This window comes from Planomonospora sp. ID91781 (genome assembly GCF_015711595.1).
In the GTDB taxonomy this organism is placed as follows: Bacteria; Actinomycetota; Actinomycetes; order Streptosporangiales; family Streptosporangiaceae; genus Planomonospora; species Planomonospora parontospora.
Genome location: NZ_JABTEY010000001.1, coordinates 3,183,858 through 3,205,479 on the forward strand (window position 1 = coordinate 3,183,858; position 21,622 = coordinate 3,205,479).

A 21,622-nucleotide genomic window follows, 5' to 3' on the forward strand; every position below is an offset into this window, starting at 1 on the left:
CCCGGACGCGGGGGCTCAGAGGACGGCGCCGTCGTCCCAGCCGGAGCCGCCGGGCGGGCCGTCCCCCATCCGCACCACCAGCGCCACGAAACCGCCGATGAACGCGGCGACCGCGGTGAACAGCGCCCAGCCGCGCAGCTCCCACCCGGCCGCGGCGGTCACCAGCAGGTAGGCGGGACCGCCGAACAGGGCCGTCCACGCGATCTTGGCGGTGGCGTCGGTCTTGGGCAGCGGCGGCGGCGGAGGAGGCACGTAGTGCCCCTCGTCGTCCTCCTGCCCGGCGGCGGGATCGGAGTCGGTGCCGGCGTCGGTGCGGCCGTCCTCCTCCGTCGCGGGGAGGCCGTCCTCCTCCGGGATCCTGACCACCCGGCGCGGGGGATCGGCGGGGAGGTTCTCGCTGTCCGGCCACGGCTGGTCGGCCGAGTCGCGCTCGGCGGTGTCGTTGAAGGACGCGACGATCTGCCGCCAGACCTCGTCCTCGTCGCTCTGCGGTGTCACCTAGCTGGGCCCGTCGCTCATGGCCTGATCACTTCCTTCTCCGGAGACCGCGCATCCCCCGCTGGCGATCAGTCTCTCTGCAAGGGTACAGAGGCGTTCGTCCTGATGAACTCCAGGCTCTCCGCAAAGATCCGGTCGGCGTCGTTGTCGAGCGTCGCGACGTGGTAGCTGTCGGCGAGCTCGACCACGTCCAGATTCCCCCCGGTCAGCCTCTCACGAAGAATACGCACACTGGTCGGTTTGACCACATGGTCCTGCGGGCTGTGGAAGACCAGGACGGGCTGGGTCACCCTGTCCAGCTCGGCCTGGGTCAGCGCCCAGAGGCGGGGGAGGCTCGCCGCGGCCTTGACCGGGGTGCGCGTGTAGCCCACCTCGACCATCCCCTCCTTCTTGATGTCGCCCGCGACCCCCTGGACGGAGGGGACGAACAACCGCAGCAGCGGCGCGAGCCTGAGCAGCGGGACGTCGTTGGCGATCGAGGGGTTGACGACGACCACGCCCCTGATGCCCTCGCCGTGCACCTCGGCCAGGCGCAGCGCCATGCAGCCGCCCAGCGACAGGCCCGCCACGAAGACCTCGGGGCAGCGGCCCCGCAGGTCCGCCAGCGTCTTGTCCAGCTCGGCGTACCAGTCCTCCCAGCGGGTGCGGTTCATCTCCTGCCAGGTGGTGCCGTGCCCGGGGAGTCGGGGCAGCGCCACGGTCAGCCCCGCCTCGGCGAGGTGCTCCGCCCAGGGCCGCAGCGACTGCGGAGAGCCGGTGAAGCCGTGGCAGAGCAGCACCCCGACCGGGCCTGCCGCGTGGTGGTACGGTTCCGCGCCGGACATGATTGGCATTGTGACTCCTTGTCAGGCTTGCCTGATCGTCGCATGTTCGGGGCCTGTTTTGCGAGAGGGTGATTTGTGCGGTTTCGCGGTGTAGGTGACGGGGCCTTGAGGTGGGAAGATAACTCCAGGTCGCTTCCTGTCAACCAAAGGAGCATCGAGTGTTCTACTGGGTGGTGAAGGCCATCCTCGCGCCCCTTCTCCGTTTGATCTTCCGCCCCTGGGAGGAGGGGGTGGAGAACGTGCCGAAGGAGGGCCCGGTGATCCTGGCCGGCAACCACCTGTCGTTCGCCGACCACTTCTTCGGGGCGTTGTTCCTTCCGCGCAAGGTGATCTCCCTCGGCAAGGCCGAGTACTTCACGGGCAGGGGCCTCAAGGGGATGCTCAGCCGGGCCTTCTTCAGCGGCGTCGGCACCGTGCCGATCGACCGCTCGGGAGGCAAGGCCAGCGAGGCTGCGATCCGCACCGGCCTGCGCGTGCTGAGCGAGGGCAACGTGCTCGGCATCTACCCCGAGGGTACCCGTTCCCACGACGGCCGCCTCTACAAGGGCAAGACCGGTGTGGCGCGGCTGGCGCTGGAGTCCCGCGCGCCGGTCATCCCGTGGGCGATGGTCGGCACCTTCGAGATGATGCCCCCCGGCCGTCCCCTCCCGCGCCTGGGCATCCGCCCGGGCGTGAGGTTCGGCAAGCCGCTGGACTTCTCCCGCTACTACGGCATGGAGGAGGACCGCCTGGTCCTGCGCGCCGTCACCGACGAGATCATGTACGCCCTGATGGAGCTGGGCGGCCAGGAGTACGTCGACAAGTACGCCGCGAGCGCCAAGGCCGAGGCGGCCCAGGCGGCGAAGGAGGCGAAGAAGGCCGGGCGGCGTTGAACGGCGCGGGGGACCCGCCCGGGCCCCGCCGTCCGGCCCGGCTCCGGCCGCGGGCCCGGTCCCGTTTCTCACCCCGCTCCCTGACCGGGCGCCCGCTCCGGGCCGGACCGCCGCGGGCCGCCACCGCCACCGCCGCGGTCGCCTGCGGCGGCGCGCTCGGCGCGCTGGCCCGCCACGGCCTGGGCGCGGCGCTGCCGACCGCGCCGGGCGGCTTCCCCTGGACCACCCTGGCGGTCAACGTCCTCGGCTGCCTGCTGATCGGGGCGCTCGTCGTGGTGCTCGTGGCGCTGGAGCCCCACCCGCTGGCCGGGCCCTTCCTGTCCACCGGGGTGCTGGGCGGGTTCACCACCTTCTCCTCCTTCGCCGTGGACGTGGAGGGACTGGTCCGTCTGGGCCGGCCGGCCACGGCGCTCTCCTATCTCGTCGCCACCCCGGTCCTGGCGGTGTCGGCGGCACTCGCCGGGACGGTCCTGGCAAGGCGGGCGCGGCGGGCGCGGCGGGAGCGCCGGGCGGGATGAGCGTGCTGCTGGTGGCGCTGGGCGGAGCGGCCGGGGCGGCGCTGCGGCACCTGGCGGCCTCGCGCTCCGGCCCCCGCTTCCCGTGGGGGATCCTCGCGGCGAACACGGCCGCCTCGTTCCTGCTCGGCCTGCTGGCGGCCGGAGCGGCCGCCGGACGGCTCCCGGGCTGGGCGCTCACGCTGGGCGGCGCCGGCTTCTGCGGGGCGCTGAGCACCTACAGCACGCTCGCCTACGACGTGCTGCGCTTGGCCGAGGCCGGCGAGCGGCGCCTGGCCGCGGCGAACCTGGCGCTCACGCTGGCGGCAGGCCTGGCGGCGGCGTTCGCCGGGGCGGCCCTCGGCCGGATAGCCTGGTAGGACCGATGGGATGAACAGGGTCAACGGGATGGCGGGGGCGCATCGTCGCGCATCGCCGCTTCCATCTTCCGCATGACGCGGGTCATCGTCTCCAGTTCGCCCGGCTCCAGCAGGTCGATGAGGAGCGCACGGACGACGGCGACGTGGCCCGGTGCGGTGCGTTCGAGACACGCCATGCCCTCGCCGGTCAGCGCGGCCAGCACCCCGCGCTCGTCGGAGGGGCAGGTCTCCCGGGTCACCAGGCCCATCGTCTCGAGCCTGCTGATCTGATAGGTCAGCCCGCTCTTGGAGGCCACCACGCCACGGGCGAGCTCGGTCATGCGGAGTCGCCGGCCGGGGGCGGCGGAGAGCCGCGCGAGGATCTCGTACTGGGCGTGGGTCAAGCCCGCGTCCGCTTTCAGCTGTTCCTCGACGCGCCGTTCGAGCAGGTGGGAGGCGGTCAGATAGGCAGTCCACGCGACCATCTCGCGCTCGTCGAGCCATCGCGTCCCCGTCATCCACTCAGTCTACAGGTTGTTTGAATTTGAACTATCTGCTTAGGTGGTGGTTCGAATTCGAACCTCAGGAGGCGTCATGTTCGGTGTGATCGATCGAGTCAGGCCCATCGCGTTCCTGGTGGGACGCGTCGTCATCGGCGTGATCTTCTTGGTGCACGGCTGGATGAAGTTCAGCTCCGGGCTGTCGGGGACGACGGCGTTCTTCGAGTCGGTCGGGATCCCCCTGGCGGGCCTGGCGGCGCCGGCGGTGGCGGTCCTGGAGGTCGTGGGCGGGATCGCCCTCATCGTGGGCGCCGCGCTCCCGCTCTTCGGCACGCTGCTCGCGCTCAACATGCTCGGCGCGATCCTGTTCGTCCACGGGTCGGCGGGGTTCGCCGCGGACAAGGGCGGCTACGAGTACGTCCTCGCCCTGGCGGCGGCCAGTCTGATGATCGGCTTCAGCGGAGGCGGAGCCCTGGCCGTCGACTCCCTCTGGCAGCACCGCCGCGGCCGTACGGGCGCCACGACCTCGGTCTGATCGCTGCCGCACGCCCTCGCCGTACGGGCGTCACGGCCTCGCGGGGCAGGACGCCTAGCCGCCGTAGACGTGCTCGCGGATCTGCCGGATGTGCTCCGGAGTCGTACGGCAGCAGCCGCCGACGAAGTCCGAGCCCGCGGCGTGCCATTCCGCGGCCGCCGCGCCGAACTCGGCCGGGTCGGCCAGACCGCGCCAGCGGCGGGCCTCGGCGTCCCAGGTCTCGCCGGAGTTGGGGTAGACCATGACGGGCTTGCCCTCGATCTGCCCGATCAGGCTGGGGATGTGGCGCGGCGCGGTGCAGTTGACGCCGACGGCGAGGACCTGGGGGTGGCCCGCGAACAACGCGGCGGCCCGGCGCATAGGAGTGCCGTCGCTGATGCGCTCACCGTCGCGGCAGGAGAAGCTGATCCACGCCCGCACGCCCGGGGTCTCGTCGAGCAGCCGCCTCAGCGCGCGGGCCTCGGCGTACGACGGGACGGTCTCGCACGCCAGGAAGTCGGCTCCGCCGCCGGCCAGGATGTGCCAGCGCTCCCGGTGCCAGGCGACCAGGCCGTCCTCGTCGAGGTCGTAGTCGCCGGTGTACTCGGCGCCGTTGGCGAGAGAGGCGCCGTACGGGCCGACGCTGGCGGCCACCGCGCCCTCGCCGTGGGCGTCCCGCGCCTCGGCGGCCAGGCGGATCGAGAGCAGGATCAGCTCCTCGGCCCGGCCGGCGGACAGACCCCGGCGCACGAACGCCGGGATGCTCGCCTGGTAACTCGCCGTGGTCGCCACCTGCGCTCCCGCGGCGTAGTAGTCGAGATGCGCCTGCCGGATCAGCGAGGGGTCCTCCACCAGGAGCTTCGCCGACCACAGCTCGTCACCCAGGTCCGCGCCCAGGGACTCCAGATGGGTGGCCAGACCGCCGTCGAGAATCACCACCCCGCCACTGTACGTCACAGGTGGCGGGATGATCCGGCGGACGATCTCGAAGCCGCCGGGACGGCCCGGCGGCCGGCCGCTCCTGCCGGCCGGCCACCGGGCCCGGCGGTCACCGCTTCCAGAAGGGACGGCGCCGCTCCGGCTCGCTCAGCCCCTCCAGGGTTCGGACGGCCTGCCGCCACAGCGCGTCCGCGTCCGCGCCGGGTCCCGCCGACGCCAGCTCCCCGGCCAGCGCCTCCAGCTCCGGATGGCCGCCGAGGAAGACGGCCAGGGCGGCCAGGCGGCTGCCCAGGTCGGACAGCAGGCGCAGCCGCTCGGCGGGCGGGAGGGACTCGGCGGCCCGCAGCCGCCGGAGCTCCTCGGCCAGCTGCGTGCGCAGGGCGTCGCCCGGTGCACCGGAGCCGGCCGGGACCCCGGCGGGGGAGGCGGGACGCGGGACGGACCGGGACCTCATCGGCGCGCGCGGGACGGGGGCTCCGCCCGGCGGCGCGGGGAACGCGTCGCGGCCCGCGTCCGGGAACGCGCCGATCCCCGCGTCGGGGACCGGGCCGGCCTCCGTGTCGGGGAAGGCGTCCGGGAAGGTGTCCGGGAGCGCGCCGGGGAAGGCCTCCGGCGAGGCCCCGGCGGACCCGCCCGGCGCGCCCGCGCCGTACCCCGGAGCGGGGGAGGCGGGCGGTGCGCCGGGAGCGGCCGCCCGCGGGGCGGGCATGGGAGCAGGCATGGCCGCGCTCATGGTCGGGGGCATCGAGGCCAGGAGCATCGGCGCGGCCGCGGCCGCGGGCGTCTCCCAGCCGCGGGGCAGCTCCACCGGCTGGATCACCCGGTGCTCCGGGCCGCCCTCGGCGGCCACCCGGCTGTCGACCGCGACGAACGCGGTGAACCGGCAGAGCACGCCGTACTCCAGCGAGGTCGAGACGATCTCCTCCTCCAGCGAGCGGTCGCCGGCGGCGTAGCGGTCCTCCAGGTCGCGCAGCCGGGCGCGCGCCCAGATCGAGCGCACCGCGGGGTTGTGCGCGCGCGTCCCGGTGATCCGCCGCTCCCACGGCCGCCCGGCGGCGTCCAGGCCGCGCAGGACCACGCTCGCGGAGGTCCCGGCCGCGCCCCGGTAGCGGCCGTGGACGGTCAGCGGCACGCCGGGGTAGACCGAGCCGAGGCGGCCGGTCGAGCCGGGGAGCGGGTCGAGGCCGTCTCCCGCCAGGGACAGGTCGGTGACCAGTGGCGCGCCGATCCTGCGGTGGATGTGCTCCATGGCCTCGTCCAGCCGGTCCTCCGACTCCACCAGCTCGCACCGGCCCGCGCCGAGCCCGGCCAGCCGGCCCAGGAAGCCCGCGTTGACGGCCTGGTCGATGCCGACCGTGTGCACCCGCACGCCGGCCAGCCGCCCCGCGGTCCGCTCCAGGATCCGGTCCTCGTCGCCCACCTGCCCGTCGGTGACCAGCACCAGCACCCGGTCCCGCGAGGAGTCGCCGAGCAGCGCGGCGGCGCGCTCCAGCGGCTCCACCATCTCGGTGCCGCCGCGCGCCTCCAGCCGGGCGAGGTACTCCACCGCCCGGTAGCGGTTGCGGTCGGTGGCCCGCACCAGTTCGCCGCCGCCCTCGCCGGGCCGCCCGGGGTGCTCCACCACGGTGTCGAAGGCGAGCACGGCGAACCGGTCGTCGCCGGTCAGCGTGTCGACGATGCGGGCGGCGGCGCGCCGGGCGGCGACCATCTTCCAGCCGGCCATGCTGCCCGAGCGGTCCAGCACCAGCACGACGTCCTTCGGCGCGGGCGCGGAGGGCCCCGGCTCCGGGACCACGGACAGCGCGAACGTGCCCTCGTCTCCGTCCCCCGGGCCGTCCGGGTCGGGGACGAGGGTCAGGGCGGTGGAGGCGTCGAAGTGCAGGCGCAGGACGAAGTCGCGGTCCAGCCGCTCACCGGGCGTCAGCCGTACGGTGCGGCCGTCCTGCAGGACGGTGTGCAGGCTGGAGCGGACCTCGCGCAGCTCCAGCCCGGCGGCGTCGACCGCGACCGCGAGCGAGAGCCGCACCGGGTGCGGGAAGCCGGGCAGCAGCACCGGCGGGGTGATGCGCGAGGCGTCGGGCACCGCGTCGGTGTCGGCGGCCCAGCCGTCGCCGGCCTGCCCGCCGTCGAGCGGGGTCCCGGGGATGTAGCGGGGGGCGACGACCAGCGGGAAGCGGAACGTCGCCGCGCCGTCCTCGTAGGGGAGCGGCTGGTCGAGCGTGAGCCGTACGGTGACCCGCTCGCCCGGCACGATGTTGCCGACCCGGATGGTGAAGACGTCGGGCCGGTCCTCCTCGGCGATGGCCGCCCGCCGCCCCTCGGCGACCGCCCGGTCGTAGTCGGCCCTGGCCCGGCCGCGCTCCTTCAGCACGCCCTCGACGACGTGCCCGTCGGCCTCCATGCGGAAGGCCGTCACCGCGGCCCGGTCGGGCAGCGGGAAGACGTAGGTCGCCTCCAGCGCCACGTCGAAGGCGTTGCGGAAGCACTGCGTCACCGTCACCCCGGCGGCCAGGCCGGCGACCTCGGCGGCGACGTCCACGCTCTCCAGGGGCAGGTTGCCGCGCTCGGTGACGAGCGCGCCCAGCCCGGCGTCGGGGACCGGCTCGCACTCGTCCGGCCGCAGCGGGGTGATGGAGTTGATCGTCATGGCTTTCCTTCCGGAGAGGCGAGCCCACGCTCGCGCAGGACCGCCAGGAGCGTCTCGGACGCGGCGGCGATCCCGGCGAGGTCGTCGTGGGACGGGACACGGCTCGCGCCGTCGAGCAGGAGGGTCACGCCCGCGGCCAGCCGTACCGCGGGCACGGCCGAGGCGGCGGAGGGAACCGGGGGCGGGGAGGCGGGTGAGGGGGAGCCGGGCGTCCCGTTCCGCACCGGGGCGGGAGGGTCGTTCCGTGCGGGGGTGGAAGGGGCGGGCGTCCGGTTCCGCGCCGGGGCGGGAGGGGCGGGCGGGCCGGTCCAGAAGCGCGGGCGGGCCTCGCGGGGCGCCGGGCTCCCGTCCGGGGAGGCGGGGAGGCGGGCGATCGCCTCCAGGATCTGGTCGGTCGCCCCGGCGAGCTCGGCCTGGATCTCGGCGATGCTCCGGCCCTCGGCCTGCCGCCGCTTGACGGCGATCAGCTGGAGCAGGTGGCGCCTGCCGTACAGCGCGACGCGGCCCCGGCGGGCGGCCGGCGGGTCGAGCAGGCCGATGGTGGCGTACCACCGGACGAGGCGCTCGTTGGGCACGTCCCTGACCCGCCCGCCCTGGCGGGCGGGCGGGGGGAGGGCCGCCGAGGCCCGCTCCACCAGTTCGCCGATCGTCCATTCCATGCCCTCATAGTGACACTGCAATTATTACAGTGTCAACATAGGTCCGGTATCGGTGGGTATGGGCGGCTCTGGTTCGCAACGAGACAACGGATACCGACAACGGAGGTACGTCCCATGGCCACCATCACCGGCCCGCTTCAGCCCGGTGACAAGAAGATCGTCGGAGAGGCCCTGCAGGGCGCGCTCATCGATCTCCTCGATCTCTCGCTCCTGGCCAAGCAGGCCCACTGGAATGTGATCGGCCGCAACTTCCGCCAGATCCACCTGCACCTGGACGAGATCGTGGGGTTCGCGCGGGCGCACGCCGACACCGTCGCCGAGCGGGCGGTGTCGCTCGACATCACGCCCGACGGCCGCGCGTCCGCCATCGCCGCCACCACGAAGGTGCCCCAGCTCGACTCCGGCTACCTGGACGTCGACAAGGTCGTCGCGGCGATGACGGACATCCTGGAGTCCATCGGCCGCAGGATGCGCGAGCGGGTCGACGCCACCGCCGAGGCCGACCCCGTCACCCAGGACATCTTCATCGCCGTCACCCAGGACGTGGAGAAGCACCACTGGATGATGCAGGCGCAGCGCTGAACGGCCCGCCCGGCCGCTGAGGCGGCACTCCGGCGGGTGCTTTCCGCCAGGGTGCCCCGACGCGGTGCGCGAAGGCGTCCCGGCCCGGCGCCGGGGCGCCTTCGCGCGCCGCGATCCGCCGGAGGGGCCGCAGGGACGCGATCCGCCGGAGGAGGGGCGCGGCCGGTCGGCGATGAGAGCGGATCGGTCGAAACGCGTGCCTTCCGGGTTTCCGCAGAGTTTCAATCGGGACGGTGGCCGTGTTCACCCGGATCCGGTCGACTGGCCCGCGTACCGTGAAGGCAGCGAGGAGGCGCCATGCTCCGCCGTACGTTGTTGCGCACCGGAGGACTGACCGCGGGTGCGGCGTTGACGGGATCCCTCTGGCAGGGGGCCGCGTGCGTGTCCGCGCGGGGGACGGGCCACTACGGGCCGCTCCGCGCGCCCGACGCGAACGGCGTCGCGCTGCCCGAGGGCTTCACCAGCAGGATCGTCGCCCGCACCGGCCGCAGGGTCGGCGGGACGCTCTGGCACGCGGCGCCCGACGGCGGGGCCTGCTTCCCCGACGGCGCCGGCTGGATCTACGTGTCCAACTCCGAGATCCCGCTGCTCGGCGGGGCCTCGGCGATCAGGTTCGGGGCCGGCGGAGAGATCCTCGGCGCCTACCGGATCCTCTCGGGCACCGACCTCAACTGCGCCGGCGGGCGCACGCCCTGGAACACCTGGCTGTCGTGCGAGGAGACCCTGCGGGGCCGCGTGTTCGAGTGCGACCCGTACGGTGAGCGCGCCGCGATGCCGCGCCTGGCCATGGGCCGGTTCAAGCACGAGGCCGCCGCCTGCGACCCCGACCGGCAGGTGGTCTACCTCACCGAGGACGAGCGGGACGGCTGCTTCTACCGGTTCCGGCCGGACGTGTGGGGCGACCTGACGGCCGGGCGGCTGGAGGTGCTCTGCGGGGACGGCGGCGACGGGAAAGGCGGCGGCGGGGGCGGCGGGAAAGGCGGCGGGGGCGCGATCACCGGGCCGGTGACCTGGGAGCGGGTGCCCAACCCCGCCGCGCCGCTGAAGGCGACCAGGCACCAGGTGGGGGCCGCCCTGCACTTCTCCGGCGGTGAGGGCTGCCACTACGACGGCGGAGTCTGCTTCTTCACCACCAAGGGCGACAACCGGGTGTGGGCCTACGACGCGGAGAACGGCCGCCTGGAGATCGCCTACGACGCCGCCTCCCCGCTGACCGGGGTGGACAACATCACCGGCACCCCCGCCGGAGACCTGTACGTGGCCGAGGACGGCGGGAACATGGAGATCAACCTGATCACCCCGGACCGGCTGGTCTCGCCGTTCCTCAGGGTCGACGGCCACGCCGGATCGGAGATCACCGGCCCGGCCTTCTCCCCGGACGGCCGCCGGCTGTACTTCTCCTCCCAGCGCGGCGCCCGGGGCGACTCCGCCGGGACCGACGGCGTCACCTACGAGGTCACCGGCCCGTTCCGCGGCTGAGCGCCCCGTCCCGGGCGCCGCCCTTCCGCAGGTCGCGGGCCCAGACCTCCTCGGTGAAGCCCTCGCCCGGTTCCTCCCGGACCAGCTCGAACCCCGCCGCCCGGTAGATGCGCCGGGCGCCGGTCAGCACGTCCCTGGTCCAGAGCGTGATCCGGCGGTAGCCGGCCTCCTCGGCGAAGCGCAGGCACTCGTCGACGAGCCGCCTGCCGATGCCCCTGCCCCGGGCGGACGGCTCGACCAGGAGCAGGCGGAGCCTGGCCGTCTGGTCGTCCTCGCGGACGCAGAAGACCGAACCGGCTCGCTCGCCGTCCACCTCGGCGATCCAGCCCGCCTCGCGCCGGGGGTCGTGACGCCTCCCGTAGTCGGCCGCGATTCCGGCCACGAGGGCCTCGAACTCGGTGCCCCAGCCGTACTCGGAGGCGTAGAGCACGCCGTGCCGGTAGACCGTCCAGCCCAGGTCGCCCGCGCGCAGCGGCCTGATGACGTACGGCCCGCCGCGGTCCGGGGCGGGGCCGAGGACCTCCCGGACGACGGCCATGCCCGCGACCAGGCGCCGCAGGTCCTCCTCGGTCACCCCGTCCAGCAGGCCGCGCACCTGTGCGGCCGACCGCTCGTCGAGCGCGGCGAAGGCGGTGCGGCCCTCCTCGGTCAGCCCGATCACCTGCCGCCGCCCGTCGGCGGCCGACCGCTCGCGCACCGCGAGCCCTTCGGTCTCGAAACGGGTGAGCATCCGGCTGAGGTATCCGGCGTCGAGTCCGAGCAGCCGCCGCAGCTCGCCGGCCTCCATCCGCTCGCGCAGGTTCAGCTCGAACAGGACCCTGACCTCCGTCAGGGAGTACGGCGTGCCGAGGAACCCCTGGTCGAGCACGCCGATGACACCGGTGTAGAAGCGGTTGAAGGCGCGGATCTCCGCCACGAGGTCATCCATGTATGACACGGTCAACGATTTATTTGATCCAGTCAAGTGAATCCGTGCGGGAGCGGTGGCGGCCGGGGAGATCCCCGTTCGGGAATCGGTCTGCAACGCGTCCGCATTCCGGCCGGCCGGGCTCGCCGCCGCCGGCCGCGGGTAGGTGCCGTGAGCGGGGCGGGGACGCACAGGCCGCCCTCTCTTCTCCGCGGCCCGCCCGCCTGACAGGGAGCAGACCCGTGACCGATGTGAGAGTCTCCGTCATCTACTACTCCTCGACCGGCACCGTCCACGCGATGGCCAGGCGGCTGGCGAGCGCCGCGGAGGAGGCGGGCGCGCGGGTCCGGCTCCGGCAGGTGCCCGAGCTGGCCCCGGAGGAGGCGATCGCCTCCAACGCGGCGTGGAGCCAGCACTTCGACGACACCAAGAACGAGCCGAAGGCCGTGCCCGACGACATCGTGGAGGCCGACGCGGTGCTGCTGGGCACGCCGACCCGCTACGGCAACATCTCCAGCCAGCTCAAGCAGTTCATCGACACCCTCGGCCCCCAGTGGTCGCAGGGGATGCTGGCCGACAAGGTCTACGCCGGGTTCACCGCGACCATGACCGCGCACGGCGGCCAGGAGTCCACCCTGCTGGCCCTCTACAACACCATCTACCACTTCGGCGGGCTGGTGGTGGCGCCCGGCTACACGGACCCGTCGAAGTTCGCCGACGGCAACCCCTACGGCGTCTCCCACGTCACCGGCGGCACCAACAGCGACCCGCTGACCGACGTGCAGTACACGGCCCTGGACCACATGGCCAGGCGGGTGGTGACCATCGCCGGGCGGCTGAAGGCCGGAGCCGCGGGCTGACCCGTGGGACCCGCCGTGAGGTGACTGCGCTAAGGTCACGGACCGGTCAAGAGTCGATGACGGCGGGAGAATCATGGCGGAGATCGCATATGTCGGCGGATACACCCCGGACACCGGGGGGTCGGGCGCCGGGATCGTGCTGATGGAACTGGACGGCCTGGCCCGGCGCGGCGCGACGGCGGCCCCGGGGCCGTCCTTCCTCGCCGTCCACCCCCGCCTCCCCGTGCTCTACGCGGTGGGCGAGGCCGAGCGCGGCACCGTGGAGGTCTTCGCCCGGGGCGCGGACGGCGTGCCGTCGCCGCTGGCCAGCCGTTCCAGCGAGGGCTCGTTCCCCTGCCACCTGGCCGTGAACCCGGAGGGCACGCTGCTGGCGGTGGCCAACTACGGCGACGGCACGGTGAGCGTGCACGGCATCGACGAGGCGGGGCTGCTCACCACCGTGCAGGTCTTCCCCTACCGCGAGGGCGCCCACGCCCACCAGGCGACCTTCGGCCCCGACGGCGTGCTGTACGTGACCGACCTGGGCGCCGACGAGGTCCGCCGCTTCACGGTCGAGGGCGGCCGTGAGGTCGCCCCGCACCCCGGCGGCCCGGTACGGCTCGCGGCCGGCATGGGGCCCCGGCACATGGCCCGGGCCGGGGACCGCTGGTACGTGGCCGGGGAACTGGACGGCACGGTCCGCGCCTACGACTCCGACTGGCGGGAGACCGCGGTCGCGGCGGCCAGCGGCACCGGAGCCGAGAACCACCCCTCCCACCTGGAGGTGTCCGGGCGGTTCGTCTACGTCGCCAACCGGGGGCCGGACACGATCGCGGTGCTGTCCGCGCCCGGCCTGGAGAGGGTCGCCGAGGTGCCCTGCGGGGGCGCCTGGCCGCGCCACTTCGCCGTCGCGCGCGACCGGATGTACGTGGCCAACCAGAACTCCGGCGGCGTCGCCGTACTGCCGATGGAGGACGGGGTGCCGCAGCGGGCCGAGGCGGTCTTCGAGAGCGGCACGCCGTCGTGCGTGCTCCCGCTGCCGGGGAGGTGAGCGCCGCGGCCGCGGGGTGGAGGGCGGGCGCCCGCCGGGGTGCGGGCGCCGCGGCCGCCGGGCGGTCGCCGGGACTCCGCCGCGGACCCGGGCGGACACCGCGCGGACCCGGGGCGGACGGCGCGCGGACGCCGACCGCCGTTTGGTCTAGACCACTGGGCCGCTCTGGAGGCAGAATGCCATGCGTCGGCGTGGGAGATCCCCGCCGGTCGTGTCACCCCGCTTAGTCTGGCCGTATCACCTCGGAACCACCACCGGAGGATGCCATGCGTATTGGAGTGTTGACCGGGGGCGGCGACTGCCCCGGCCTGAACGCCGTTATCCGTGCCGTCGTGCGCAAGGGAGCGGGCGTCTACGGCCACGAGTTCGTCGGATTCCGGGACGGCTGGCGCGGCCCGCTGGAGGGCGACACCATGCCGCTGGACATCCAGGCGGTGCGGGGCATCCTGCCCCGGGGCGGCACGATCCTCGGCTCCTCGCGGACCAATCCGATCAAGATCGAGGGCGGCGTCGAGAAGATCAAGGACAACCTCGCGCAGACCGGGGTGGACGCCCTGATCGCCATCGGCGGCGAGGACACCCTCGGCGTCGCCACGCAGCTCTTCGAGCGGGGCGTGAAGGTCGTCGGCGTGCCCAAGACGATCGACAACGACCTCAACGCCACCGACTACACCTTCGGCTTCGACACGGCCGTCAACATCGCCGTGGAGGCGATCGACCGGCTGCACACCACCGCCGAGTCCCACCACCGCGCGCTGATCTGCGAGGTCATGGGCCGCCACGCGGGCTGGATCGCGCTGCACGCCGGCATGGCCGCGGGCGCCAACGTCATCCTGATCCCGGAGAAGCCGTTCGACATCGACCGGGTCTGCGCCTACGTCGAGTCCCGCTTCAAGACCCGCTACGCGCCCATCATCGTGGTCGCCGAGGGCGCCCACCCCGTCGAGGGCCAGATGGCGCTGCAGACGGGCGAGCTCGACGCCTTCGGCCACGTCCGGCTGGGCGGCATCGGCGAGACGCTCGCCAAGGAGATCGAGAAGCGCACGGGCAAGGAGGCCCGCACCACCGTGCTGGGCCACATCCAGCGGGGCGGCACGCCCACGGCCTTCGACCGGGTGCTCGCCACCCGCTTCGGACTGCAGGCCATCGACGCGGTGCACGACGGCGAGTTCGGCGTCATGGTCGCCCTGCAGGGCACGGACATCGTCCGCGTCCCCCTGCAGGAGGGCACCAAGGAGCTGAAGACCGTCCCGCCCGGCCGCTACGAGGAGGCCGAGGTCTTCTTCGGCTGAGTCCGCTTCCCGGCGCCGGGGCCCCGTCCGGGCCCGCGGCGCCGGCCGGTCCTCACCGTCCGGAGGGGTCGAACAGTGACGGATCCTCCGGGCGGGGGGCGGCCCCGGTGCGCGGGAGGGCGGGGAAGCCCTCGGTCCGCGGGAGGGCGGGGAAGCCCTCCGTGGCGCGATCGTCCAGCCGGGCCATCACCTCGGCGTCCTCCCGCAGCTCCTGCTCGGAGGGGGACAGGACGACGCTCAGCAGCAGGCCCAGGGTGAGCAGGCCGACCAGCGCCAGCAGCGGCAGCAGGAAGTCGACGCCCTGCGCCCCGCCGACCGGGACCGGGGACGCCGCCGGCTGCACGTCCATGGCGAACATGCCGGTGTAGTGCATGCCGCAGACCGCGACGGCCATGATCAGCGCAGCGCCGCCGGTGGCCGGGACGCCGCGCACCCGCAGGGTGAACCAGAGCGCCACGGTGGAGGCGGCGATCGCGATCGCCGCCGACGCGCCGACGAGCACCGGATCGTAGGAGACGTGCGCCGGCATGTTCATCGCGGCCATGCCGAGATAGTGCATGCCGGCCACGCCCAGCCCGGTGAGCAGGCCGCCGCCGAGGAGCGCCGCGGTCCTCGGCCCGCCGTACGAGACCATGAAGAGGCCCGCGCCGACCACGGCGATCGCCAGGACGGCCGAGCCGACGGTGAGGGGCACGTCGTAGCGGATCTGCGCGCCGTCGACGGAGAAACCCATCATGGCGACGAAGTGCATGACCCAGATGCCGGTGCCGCCGATGGACAGCGCGCCGCCGATCAGCCAGCGCGCCCGGGCGGGACCCTCGGCCGTCCGCGCCTTGGCGGTGAGCATGAGGCCGAGCATGCAGCCGACCCCCGACATGAGGTAGGCCAGTACGGGGGTCACCAGGCCGTAGGAGAAGTGGTCGACGTGAGACATGGTCCAGTTCTTTGCGAGAGGGGATTGCCCCATTATTACCCTTAATGGACATATGTGATGGTTGAGAGGCTCAAGGGTCAATGGGGATGGAAGTCCCGTTCTGGCGGACGGTCGCGGTCTTCCGCGTCGCCTCCCTCGGCTACGCGGCGCTTCTGCTCGTCCGCGCCGGAGGCTACGAGCACCCGGCGGCCGCCTGGACTGTGATCGGAGTCATGGCGCTGTGGACCGCGGCGACGATCTTCGCCTACTCCGTCGAGGAGCTCCGCGGCCGGCCGCTGCTCGCCGCCGACATGCTCGTGACCGTCGGCTGCCTGCTGAGCACACCCGCGATCCAGGGCCCCCAGCAGCAGGGCAGCATGCCGATCACCGCCACCTGGATGGGCGGCGCCGTACTGGCCTGGGGCGTGCACGGCGGGCGCCGGGCCGGAGCCGCGGCCGCGGCGATCGTCTCGCTGGCCGACCTGTGGACGCGCGACGTGTTCGGCTCCGGCGCCGGGGACCTGCCGGTCAACGGGACCGTGCTGCTCTTCCTGGCGGGCGTGCTGGTCGGGCACGTGGCGCGGCTGGCCCGGCAGGCCGAGGCCCGCATGCAGCAGGCGATCGAGCTGGAGGCGGCGGGCCGGGAGCGCGAACGGCTCGCCCGCGGCATCCACGACTCCGTGCTCCAGGTGCTCGCGCTGGTCCAGCGGCGAGGCCTGCGGCTCGGCGGGGAGGCGGCGGAGCTGGGCAGGCTCGCCGGAGAGCAGGAGGCCGCCCTGCGGGAGCTGGTCAGGCTCCGCCCGGAGGCGCCCGCGGCGGGCACCGCCGACCTGGGGGCCCTGCTGCGGGCGTACTCCTCGGGCACGGTCACCGTCTCCACCCCGGCCACCCCGCTGACGCTGCCCGCCCGGACCGCCGGGGAGATGGCCGCGGCGGCGGGGGCGGCCCTGGACAACGTCGTACGGCACTGCGGGGCGCGGGCCCCCGCCTGGGTCTTCGCCGAGGACGACGGCGGGACGGTCACCGTGACGGTCCGCGACGAGGGGCCGGGCATCCCCGCCGGCCGCCTGGAGCAGGCCGAGGCGGAGGGCCGCCTCGGCGTCGCCCAGTCGATCCGGGGCCGGATCGCCGACCTGGGCGGGACGGTCACCGTGGTGTCCGGGCCCGGGCGCGGCACCGAGATCGAGATGTCCGTCCCGGTCAGCCCGTCGGCGAAGGGCTGACCGGAGCGGTGGGCGAGGGGCTGACCGGCGCCCCGGGGGTGGGGTTGAGCGGAGAGGTCGGGGAGGGGGCCGCCGGGGCCGAGGGCCAGGGCGAGAGCGTGGCCCGCCACTCGGTGGCCGGCATCACCGGGACCTGGAGCCGGGTCGTCCCGGCCTGCTGGAAGCGCAGCTCCACGGGGACGAAGCCGCCGACGGACAGCTGCCTGCTCGCTCCCGTCAGCAGGGCCACGGGCACCGGGCCGGTGCCGACGGGCTGCCGGACCGGCAGGTCGACGCCGCCGCCGGGGATCTCCGCCCCCTGGAACGCGCCCGGCGCGCTGATCGCGACGAGGCGGTCGGGGGCGGTCCGGTTGTTGATCAGGACCATGTGCAGGGGGGCCCCGGCCCCGGAGGCCAGCGCCTTCCCGGTGGAGTCGCCCACGAGGATCACGTTCCTGATCGCGATGCCTGCCTGGAACCCGTTCCCGCCGTCGTTCGGGGCCATCTCCTCCTGGCCGATCTCCGGCGCGAGCCGTTCGTTGCCGCAGGAACAGGCGGTCAGGGCCAGCGCGGCCACCAGCAACATCCTGAAGCGTCTCGTCATGTCACTCCTCCCGGCTCGTCCGGATCCATCTCCGTCTTCCGTGGAGGGATATCCCGCCCGCGGGCCATTTTTTCGCCATCCGCCCGGCTTCCCGGAGATTCCCGGCTCCGCCGTCCGCCGTCCGCCGTCCGCCGTCCGCCGTCCGGCGGTCCGGCGGTCCGGCGGTCCGGCGGAACCGGGGCCGGGGCCGGGGCGGGACGGTGGTCCCGTCCGGTAATACGCTGGCCGGATGCGGGTGATGGTGGTGGACGACCACCCGATGTGGCGGGACGCGGTGGCGCGGGACCTGGCCGAGGCGGGATACGAGGTGGTGGCCGCGGTCGGCGAGGGCCGGCAGGCGCTCCGGGTGGCCGCGGCCGTACGGCCCGAGGTGGTCGTGCTGGACCTGCAGCTGCCCGACCTGTCCGGGGTGGAGGTGGCCCGGGGGCTGGCGGCGGCGGACGCGCCGCCCCGGGTGCTGGTGCTGTCGGCCAGCGGCGAGCAGGACGACGTGCTGGAGGCGGTCAAGGCCGGCGCTTCCGGCTACCTGCTGAAGTCGTCGAGCCGCGAGGAGTTCCTCGACGCCGTCCGGCGCACCGCCGAGGGCGACGCGGTGTTCACCCCCGGGTTGGCCGGCCTGGTCCTGGGGGAGTACCGCCGGCTGGCCGCCCGGCCCGTCCCGGCGGAGGGGCCGCGCCTGACCGAGCGGGAGACCGAGGTGCTGCGCCTGGTGGCCAAGGGGCTGTCCTACCGGCAGATCGCCGAGCGGCTCGTGCTGTCCCACCGGACCGTGCAGAACCACGTCCAGAACACGCTGAACAAGCTCCAGCTCCACAACCGCGTCGAACTCGTCCGCTACGCCATCGAGCAGGGCCTCGACGGGTCGTAGGCGGGACTAAAGTGGCCCCGGTGCGGTGTTGCCTGTTGACGGCCGCCCGCGACACCCGGCGGTCGCCCCACGACCCTTCCCCCGACGCTCCACCGGAGGTTCCACCATGGCCGTGTCCGCACTGGGCGAGCCCTGCGTTCTGCTCAAGCTGGGCGAGGTCGTCCTGAAGGGAAACAACCGAGAGGTCTTCGAGCAGCGGTTGCAGGCCAACATCAAGGCGGCCCTGAAGGAGTTCGGCTTCAAGGTGGACGTGCGGCAGCGCCACGGCGTCATCGCGCTGTTCCTGCCGGAGGGGACGAGCGCCGAGACCGCCGACGCGGTCGCCGAGCGGGTCGCCTACGTGCCGGGCCTGGTCTGGATCCACCGGGCCTGGCGGGTCGCCAAGGACCCGGACGCGGTCCTCAAGGCCGCGATCGAGCTGCTCGCCGACCGCGAGGACGTCAAGCGCGGGGTCTCCTTCGCGGTGCGCTCCCGCCGCCGCGACAAGCGCTTCCCGCTGACCTCGATGCAGCTCGACCGCACGGTCGGCGGCGAGCTCAACGACATCTACGGCCTCCCGGTGGACCTGAAGAACCCCGAGCTGGTCGTCTCCATCGAGGTGGACCGCGACGAGGTCTTCGTGCACACCGACGGGCTGCCCGGCCAGGGCGGCCTGCCGGTCGGCACCAGCGGGCGCGGCCTGGTCCTGATGTCCGGCGGCATCGACTCCCCGGTCGCCGCCTACCGGATGATGCGCCGCGGCCTGCGGGTGGACTTCCTGCACTTCTCCGGCATCCCCTTCACCACCTCCGAGTCCATCTACAAGGCGTACGCGCTGGTGCGCGCCCTGGACAAGTTCCAGGGCAGGTCCCGCCTGTGGGTGGTGCCGTTCGGCAAGGCGCAGCAGTCCATCAAGGCCTCCGGCCAGGACCGCCTGGCGGTCATCGCCCAGCGCCGCCTGATGCTGAAGACCGCCGAGGAGGTCGCCCACCGCCTCCGCGCCGGGGCGCTGGTCACCGGCGACTCCCTGGGCCAGGTCTCCTCCCAGACCCTGCAGAACATCACCGCCCAGGACGACGCGGTCGACCTGCCGATCCTGCGCCCGCTGATCGGCCTCGACAAGACCGAGATCATGGCGGAGGCCCGCCGCATCGGCACCCTGGCGATCTCCGAGCTCCCGGACGAGGACTGCTGCACCCTGCTGGCGCCCCGCCGGGCCGAGACGGCGGCCAAGATCGCCGACCTGAAGCAGATCGAGAAGCGCCTCGACGCCGAGGAGCTCGCCGTGCAGCTGGCCGACTCCCTGCAGGAGTACAAACTGGAGGGCTGAGGGCCCCGCCCCCGCCGTCAGTCGACCTTGAAGGGGTCGTGCTCGGCCAGGAGCCTCTCCAGGCGGGCCTGGTCGACCCGGGTGGTGACGTCGGAGAGCTCCTGGCGGTCGCGCACGCACTTGGCCAGGGTGAAGGTCGAGGTCACCACGTAGAGGACGCCGATGGACAGGAAGGCGCGGACCCAGGTGTCCACCGGGAGGTAGGCCAGGCCGATGGCGACGGCCGAGACGGACACACCGAAGGACAGCACCGCCTGGACGTAGAAGGCGCCGGTGTTCTTGGGCTGGATCGCTTTCGTCATGCCGTCCAGGGTCCGGCTCCGGGAGGGGGCCGCGCGTCCGTGCGGATACTCAGTCGTCCGTGAGTCGTCCGTGAGTCGTCCGTGAGTCGTTCATGAGTACGTGCGGCGGTCCGCGCCGCGAGGGGCGGAAGGTGCCGGACGGCCCTTCGCGCGCAGGGCGAGGCCCCGTCCGCACCGGACGGGGCCTCGCCTGCGCGCCTTATGGAGAACCGGCGGTCTACCACAGACCGCCGTAGAGGCCGCCTCCGGTGCCGGTGCACAGGTTGGTGCTGGCGGCACCCTGCGGGCCCGCCGCCGACTGGTTGGCGTTGTAGTAGGAGTTGCCGCCGTAACCGCCGAAACCGAAGCCGCCGTAGCCGCAGCCACCGGTCTGGTAGCCGCCGGCCAGGGCGGCGGAGGCGGCGGAGAGCACCAGCGTGGCCGCGGCGGCACCGGTGAGCGCGATGCGAGACAAGGTCTTGCTCATGGAACTGGGTTTCCTTTCTCCGTCCGGCCCGTCATGGGCCGGGACTCGATCGTCTCCGGCTCCCTCCTGGCCGCCTCTCGGCGGGGACGGAGCCGGTCCCGGAACCTCAATACCCGTCACTCGCACTTTGAACACATATAGTCACCAATCAGTTACTAATAGTGAACAAGCATCGCGAGTGATGAAAAATCACCTCGTCCAGCGGATCGTCCGCCTCGGTCGCCGCTCCGCTTCGGTCGCCGTTCCGCCTGCCTGTCGGTCAGGCGGAGGCCAGGGCGTCGCCGACCGCGCTCTTGCCCAGCAGGGGCGGGAGCTGGCGCATCACCCGGGCGAGTTCCCGCAGGTCCCCGTTGACCAGGGCCTGGGGGCCGTCGCACAGAGCCTGCTCCGGGTGCGGGTGGACGTCGATGATCACGCCGTCGGCGCCGACCGCGATGGCGGCGCGGGTGAGCGGCAGGACCAGGTCGCGGCGGCCGCCGGAGTGGGACGGGTCGACGATGACCGGCAGGTGCGACAGGCGCTGGGCGACCGGGACGGCGGAGACGTCCAGGGTGTTGCGGGTGGCGGTCTCGAAGGTGCGGATCCCGCGCTCGCACAGCACGATGTCCAGGTTGCCGCGCTGGGCGATGTACTCGGCGGCCATCAGCCACTCCTCGATGGTGGCGTTCATGCCGCGCTTGAGCATGACGGGCTTGCCGACCCCTCCCACGGCCTGGAGCAGCGCGAAGTTCTGCGCGTTGCGGGTGCCGATCTGCAGCATGTCCGCGTAGGAGGCGACCAGGTCGACGTCGTGGGCGTCGACGACCTCGGTGACGATCGGCAGCCCGGTCGCGGTGCGCACGTCGGCGAGGATGCGCAGCCCCTCCTCGCCCAGGCCCTGGAAGGCGTAGGGGGAGGTGCGCGGCTTGTAGGCGCCGCCGCGCAGCAGGGTGGCCCCGGCGGCCTTGGCCATCTCGGCGGCTTCCAGCGTCTGCTGCGGGGTCTCCACCGCGCACGGACCGGCGATCAGCGTCACGGTGCCCGGCCCGATCGGCACGCCGCCGACGCGGACCGTGGAGCGCTCCGGATGGTTGTCGCGGCTGACCAGCTTGTACGGCGCGGTCACCCGCATCACGTCCGCCACTCCCCGCATGCCGCGCAGATTCAGCGCACCGAACTGGGCGACGTCGCCGACCAGGCCGATGATCGTACGGTTCACGCCCCGGCTGACGAACGCGCTGCCGCCCGCCGCGGTGATGACCTCCACGATCGTCTCGATGTCTTCCCGGGTGGCCTCGGGGGCCATGACGATGACCATGTCTCTCCTTGTCGTGAGCGGCCGGGGTGAGCGGCCTGCGGGAAAACGAAAAGGCCCCGGGTCCGAAATCCGGACCCGGGGCCTTCGCGTTCGCCTGGCTGTCAGCGCAGCATCTGGAGGCGAACGGTCCGACCCACGGGTCCGTCGCCATACCAAAACCAGAACACGGTACGCATCGCCGGAATGCTAGCGCACCCGCGCCCCC

At 73.5% G+C, this 21,622-nt stretch carries 24 protein-coding genes; 12 read left to right on the plus strand and 12 right to left on the minus strand.

The genetic code is table 11. The features are described from left to right. Nucleotides 1–15: 15 nt before the first annotated feature. Both HS048_RS14460 and HS048_RS14465 read right to left on the minus strand, forming a co-directional pair. The gene (locus tag HS048_RS14460; protein WP_196467219.1) at nt 16–498 is read right to left on the minus strand and encodes a hypothetical protein; all 483 of its coding nucleotides are present in this window, start codon (nt 496–498) and stop codon (nt 16–18) included. 68 nt (nt 499–566) lie between these two features. Beyond that, a complete protein-coding gene (locus tag HS048_RS14465; protein WP_196467220.1) occupies nt 567–1,331 on the minus strand; it encodes a carboxylesterase in 765 nt (254 codons plus the stop codon). Between the two features lie 149 nt (nt 1,332–1,480). Between HS048_RS14465 and HS048_RS14470 the strand changes: the two genes are divergently transcribed. The 3 genes from HS048_RS14470 to HS048_RS14480 are packed head-to-tail and all read left to right on the plus strand — an operon-like array spanning nt 1,481 to nt 3,068. Beyond that, nucleotides 1,481–2,194, plus strand: coding sequence for a 1-acyl-sn-glycerol-3-phosphate acyltransferase (locus tag HS048_RS14470; RefSeq protein WP_196467221.1), 714 nt, complete (start codon nt 1,481–1,483; stop codon nt 2,192–2,194). Continuing rightward, nucleotides 2,191–2,712: a CrcB family protein gene (locus tag HS048_RS14475; RefSeq protein WP_196467222.1), complete on the plus strand. Its 522-nt coding sequence runs from the start codon at nt 2,191–2,193 to the stop codon at nt 2,710–2,712. The genes HS048_RS14470 and HS048_RS14475 overlap by 4 nt, the downstream gene beginning before the upstream one ends. Then, on the plus strand, nt 2,709–3,068 hold the full coding sequence (locus HS048_RS14480; RefSeq protein ID WP_196467223.1) for a CrcB family protein: 360 nt from the start codon (nt 2,709–2,711) through the stop codon (nt 3,066–3,068). The genes HS048_RS14475 and HS048_RS14480 overlap by 4 nt, the downstream gene beginning before the upstream one ends. Nucleotides 3,069–3,088: 20 nt before the next feature. Here HS048_RS14480 and HS048_RS14485 read toward each other — a convergent pair whose 3' ends face one another. Continuing rightward, entirely contained in the window at nt 3,089–3,565 is a 477-nt protein-coding gene (locus HS048_RS14485; RefSeq protein ID WP_196467224.1) for a MarR family winged helix-turn-helix transcriptional regulator, read from the minus strand. Between the two features lie 76 nt (nt 3,566–3,641). Between HS048_RS14485 and HS048_RS14490 the strand changes: the two genes are divergently transcribed. Then, nucleotides 3,642–4,082, plus strand: coding sequence for a DoxX family protein (locus HS048_RS14490; RefSeq protein WP_230880831.1), 441 nt, complete (start codon nt 3,642–3,644; stop codon nt 4,080–4,082). Nucleotides 4,083–4,136: 54 nt separating this feature from the next. Here HS048_RS14490 and mmuM read toward each other — a convergent pair whose 3' ends face one another. The 3 genes from mmuM to HS048_RS14505 all read right to left on the minus strand — a co-directional run bounded on the left by mmuM (nt 4,137) and on the right by HS048_RS14505 (nt 8,306). Then, the gene (mmuM, locus tag HS048_RS14495; protein WP_084007980.1) at nt 4,137–5,000 is read right to left on the minus strand and encodes a homocysteine S-methyltransferase; all 864 of its coding nucleotides are present in this window, start codon (nt 4,998–5,000) and stop codon (nt 4,137–4,139) included. Nucleotides 5,001–5,109: 109 nt separating this feature from the next. Continuing rightward, nucleotides 5,110–7,647: a VIT domain-containing protein gene (locus HS048_RS14500; RefSeq protein ID WP_196467225.1), complete on the minus strand. Its 2,538-nt coding sequence runs from the start codon at nt 7,645–7,647 to the stop codon at nt 5,110–5,112. Beyond that, a complete protein-coding gene (locus HS048_RS14505; RefSeq protein ID WP_196467226.1) occupies nt 7,644–8,306 on the minus strand; it encodes a MerR family transcriptional regulator in 663 nt (220 codons plus the stop codon). The genes HS048_RS14500 and HS048_RS14505 overlap by 4 nt, the downstream gene beginning before the upstream one ends. Before the next feature lie 114 nt (nt 8,307–8,420). Between HS048_RS14505 and HS048_RS14510 the strand changes: the two genes are divergently transcribed. Continuing rightward, on the plus strand, nt 8,421–8,888 hold the full coding sequence (locus HS048_RS14510) for a DNA starvation/stationary phase protection protein (RefSeq protein WP_196467227.1): 468 nt from the start codon (nt 8,421–8,423) through the stop codon (nt 8,886–8,888). A 297-nt stretch (nt 8,889–9,185) separates the two neighbouring features. Then, nucleotides 9,186–10,367: an alkaline phosphatase PhoX gene (locus HS048_RS14515; RefSeq protein ID WP_196467228.1), complete on the plus strand. Its 1,182-nt coding sequence runs from the start codon at nt 9,186–9,188 to the stop codon at nt 10,365–10,367. Here the strand turns inward: HS048_RS14515 and HS048_RS14520 are convergent. Continuing rightward, nucleotides 10,345–11,295, minus strand: a complete 951-nt coding sequence (locus HS048_RS14520) for a helix-turn-helix domain-containing GNAT family N-acetyltransferase (RefSeq protein WP_196467229.1) — start codon at nt 11,293–11,295, stop codon at nt 10,345–10,347. The two genes, HS048_RS14515 and HS048_RS14520, sit on opposite strands and share 23 nt — an antisense overlap. A 221-nt stretch (nt 11,296–11,516) precedes the next feature. On the opposite strand from HS048_RS14520, the gene wrbA reads away from it, so the two are divergent. The 3 genes from wrbA (at nt 11,517) to HS048_RS14535 (ending at nt 14,456) form a co-directional block, all read left to right on the plus strand. Beyond that, nucleotides 11,517–12,134: an NAD(P)H:quinone oxidoreductase gene (gene wrbA / locus HS048_RS14525; protein ID WP_068894234.1), complete on the plus strand. Its 618-nt coding sequence runs from the start codon at nt 11,517–11,519 to the stop codon at nt 12,132–12,134. A 73-nt stretch (nt 12,135–12,207) separates the two neighbouring features. After that, nucleotides 12,208–13,164, plus strand: a complete 957-nt coding sequence (locus HS048_RS14530; protein ID WP_196467231.1) for a beta-propeller fold lactonase family protein — start codon at nt 12,208–12,210, stop codon at nt 13,162–13,164. Between the two features lie 266 nt (nt 13,165–13,430). Further along, entirely contained in the window at nt 13,431–14,456 is a 1,026-nt protein-coding gene (locus HS048_RS14535) for a 6-phosphofructokinase (RefSeq protein WP_068894232.1), read from the plus strand. Between the two features lie 52 nt (nt 14,457–14,508). Here HS048_RS14535 and HS048_RS14540 read toward each other — a convergent pair whose 3' ends face one another. Then, complete coding sequence (locus HS048_RS14540) at nt 14,509–15,390, minus strand: MHYT domain-containing protein (RefSeq protein WP_196467232.1); 882 nt, start codon at nt 15,388–15,390, stop codon at nt 14,509–14,511. Between the two features lie 86 nt (nt 15,391–15,476). Between HS048_RS14540 and macS the strand changes: the two genes are divergently transcribed. Next, the gene (macS, locus tag HS048_RS14545) at nt 15,477–16,592 is read left to right on the plus strand and encodes a MacS family sensor histidine kinase (protein ID WP_307832471.1); all 1,116 of its coding nucleotides are present in this window, start codon (nt 15,477–15,479) and stop codon (nt 16,590–16,592) included. Here the strand turns inward: macS and HS048_RS14550 are convergent. Next, a complete protein-coding gene (locus HS048_RS14550; protein WP_153054053.1) occupies nt 16,570–17,175 on the minus strand; it encodes a hypothetical protein in 606 nt (201 codons plus the stop codon). The two genes, macS and HS048_RS14550, sit on opposite strands and share 23 nt — an antisense overlap. Before the next feature lie 238 nt (nt 17,176–17,413). Here HS048_RS14550 and HS048_RS14555 point away from each other — a divergent pair, with 238 nt between their 5' ends. After that, nucleotides 17,414–18,043 carry a response regulator transcription factor gene (locus HS048_RS14555; protein ID WP_196467905.1) on the plus strand — a complete coding sequence of 210 codons (630 nt, stop codon included), beginning with the start codon at nt 17,414–17,416 and terminating at the stop codon, nt 18,041–18,043. Nucleotides 18,044–18,149: 106 nt separating this feature from the next. Next, nucleotides 18,150–19,352: a tRNA uracil 4-sulfurtransferase ThiI gene (gene thiI, locus HS048_RS14560; RefSeq protein WP_068894228.1), complete on the plus strand. Its 1,203-nt coding sequence runs from the start codon at nt 18,150–18,152 to the stop codon at nt 19,350–19,352. Between the two features lie 17 nt (nt 19,353–19,369). Here thiI and HS048_RS14565 read toward each other — a convergent pair whose 3' ends face one another. From HS048_RS14565 to aroF, 3 genes are all read right to left on the minus strand, one after another. Further along, entirely contained in the window at nt 19,370–19,654 is a 285-nt protein-coding gene (locus tag HS048_RS14565) for a YiaA/YiaB family inner membrane protein (RefSeq protein WP_068894227.1), read from the minus strand. A 217-nt stretch (nt 19,655–19,871) separates the two neighbouring features. Then, nucleotides 19,872–20,120: a hypothetical protein gene (locus HS048_RS14570; RefSeq protein ID WP_068894226.1), complete on the minus strand. Its 249-nt coding sequence runs from the start codon at nt 20,118–20,120 to the stop codon at nt 19,872–19,874. Nucleotides 20,121–20,379: 259 nt separating this feature from the next. Further along, nucleotides 20,380–21,417 (minus strand): 3-deoxy-7-phosphoheptulonate synthase, encoded by a 1,038-nt coding sequence (gene aroF, locus HS048_RS14575; RefSeq protein ID WP_068894225.1) that lies wholly within the window; start codon nt 21,415–21,417, stop codon nt 20,380–20,382. Nucleotides 21,418–21,622: the final 205 nt, after the last annotated feature.

Excerpts from the sequence above, each read along its gene's own strand:
- HS048_RS14465 (WP_196467220.1), bottom strand. The coding sequence starts at position 1,331 with ATGCCAATCATGTCCGGCGCGGAACCGTACCACCACGCGGCAGGCCCG.
- HS048_RS14515 (WP_196467228.1), top strand. The coding sequence starts at position 9,186 with ATGCTCCGCCGTACGTTGTTGCGCACCGGAGGACTGACCGCGGGTGCG.
- thiI (WP_068894228.1), top strand. The coding sequence starts at position 18,150 with ATGGCCGTGTCCGCACTGGGCGAGCCCTGCGTTCTGCTCAAGCTGGGC.
- HS048_RS14520 (WP_196467229.1), bottom strand. The coding sequence starts at position 11,295 with ATGGATGACCTCGTGGCGGAGATCCGCGCCTTCAACCGCTTCTACACC.
- HS048_RS14485 (WP_196467224.1), bottom strand. The coding sequence starts at position 3,565 with ATGACGGGGACGCGATGGCTCGACGAGCGCGAGATGGTCGCGTGGACT.
- HS048_RS14540 (WP_196467232.1), bottom strand. The coding sequence starts at position 15,390 with ATGTCTCACGTCGACCACTTCTCCTACGGCCTGGTGACCCCCGTACTG.
- HS048_RS14480 (WP_196467223.1), top strand. The coding sequence starts at position 2,709 with ATGAGCGTGCTGCTGGTGGCGCTGGGCGGAGCGGCCGGGGCGGCGCTG.
- HS048_RS14510 (WP_196467227.1), top strand. The coding sequence starts at position 8,421 with ATGGCCACCATCACCGGCCCGCTTCAGCCCGGTGACAAGAAGATCGTC.
- macS (WP_307832471.1), top strand. The coding sequence starts at position 15,477 with ATGGAAGTCCCGTTCTGGCGGACGGTCGCGGTCTTCCGCGTCGCCTCC.
- HS048_RS14530 (WP_196467231.1), top strand. The coding sequence starts at position 12,208 with ATGGCGGAGATCGCATATGTCGGCGGATACACCCCGGACACCGGGGGG.
- HS048_RS14505 (WP_196467226.1), bottom strand. The coding sequence starts at position 8,306 with ATGGAATGGACGATCGGCGAACTGGTGGAGCGGGCCTCGGCGGCCCTC.
- HS048_RS14490 (WP_230880831.1), top strand. The coding sequence starts at position 3,642 with ATGTTCGGTGTGATCGATCGAGTCAGGCCCATCGCGTTCCTGGTGGGA.
- HS048_RS14565 (WP_068894227.1), bottom strand. The coding sequence starts at position 19,654 with ATGACGAAAGCGATCCAGCCCAAGAACACCGGCGCCTTCTACGTCCAG.
- HS048_RS14550 (WP_153054053.1), bottom strand. The coding sequence starts at position 17,175 with ATGACGAGACGCTTCAGGATGTTGCTGGTGGCCGCGCTGGCCCTGACC.
- aroF (WP_068894225.1), bottom strand. The coding sequence starts at position 21,417 with ATGGTCATCGTCATGGCCCCCGAGGCCACCCGGGAAGACATCGAGACG.
- HS048_RS14555 (WP_196467905.1), top strand. The coding sequence starts at position 17,414 with ATGGTGGTGGACGACCACCCGATGTGGCGGGACGCGGTGGCGCGGGAC.
- HS048_RS14500 (WP_196467225.1), bottom strand. The coding sequence starts at position 7,647 with ATGACGATCAACTCCATCACCCCGCTGCGGCCGGACGAGTGCGAGCCG.
- HS048_RS14535 (WP_068894232.1), top strand. The coding sequence starts at position 13,431 with ATGCGTATTGGAGTGTTGACCGGGGGCGGCGACTGCCCCGGCCTGAAC.
- HS048_RS14570 (WP_068894226.1), bottom strand. The coding sequence starts at position 20,120 with ATGAGCAAGACCTTGTCTCGCATCGCGCTCACCGGTGCCGCCGCGGCC.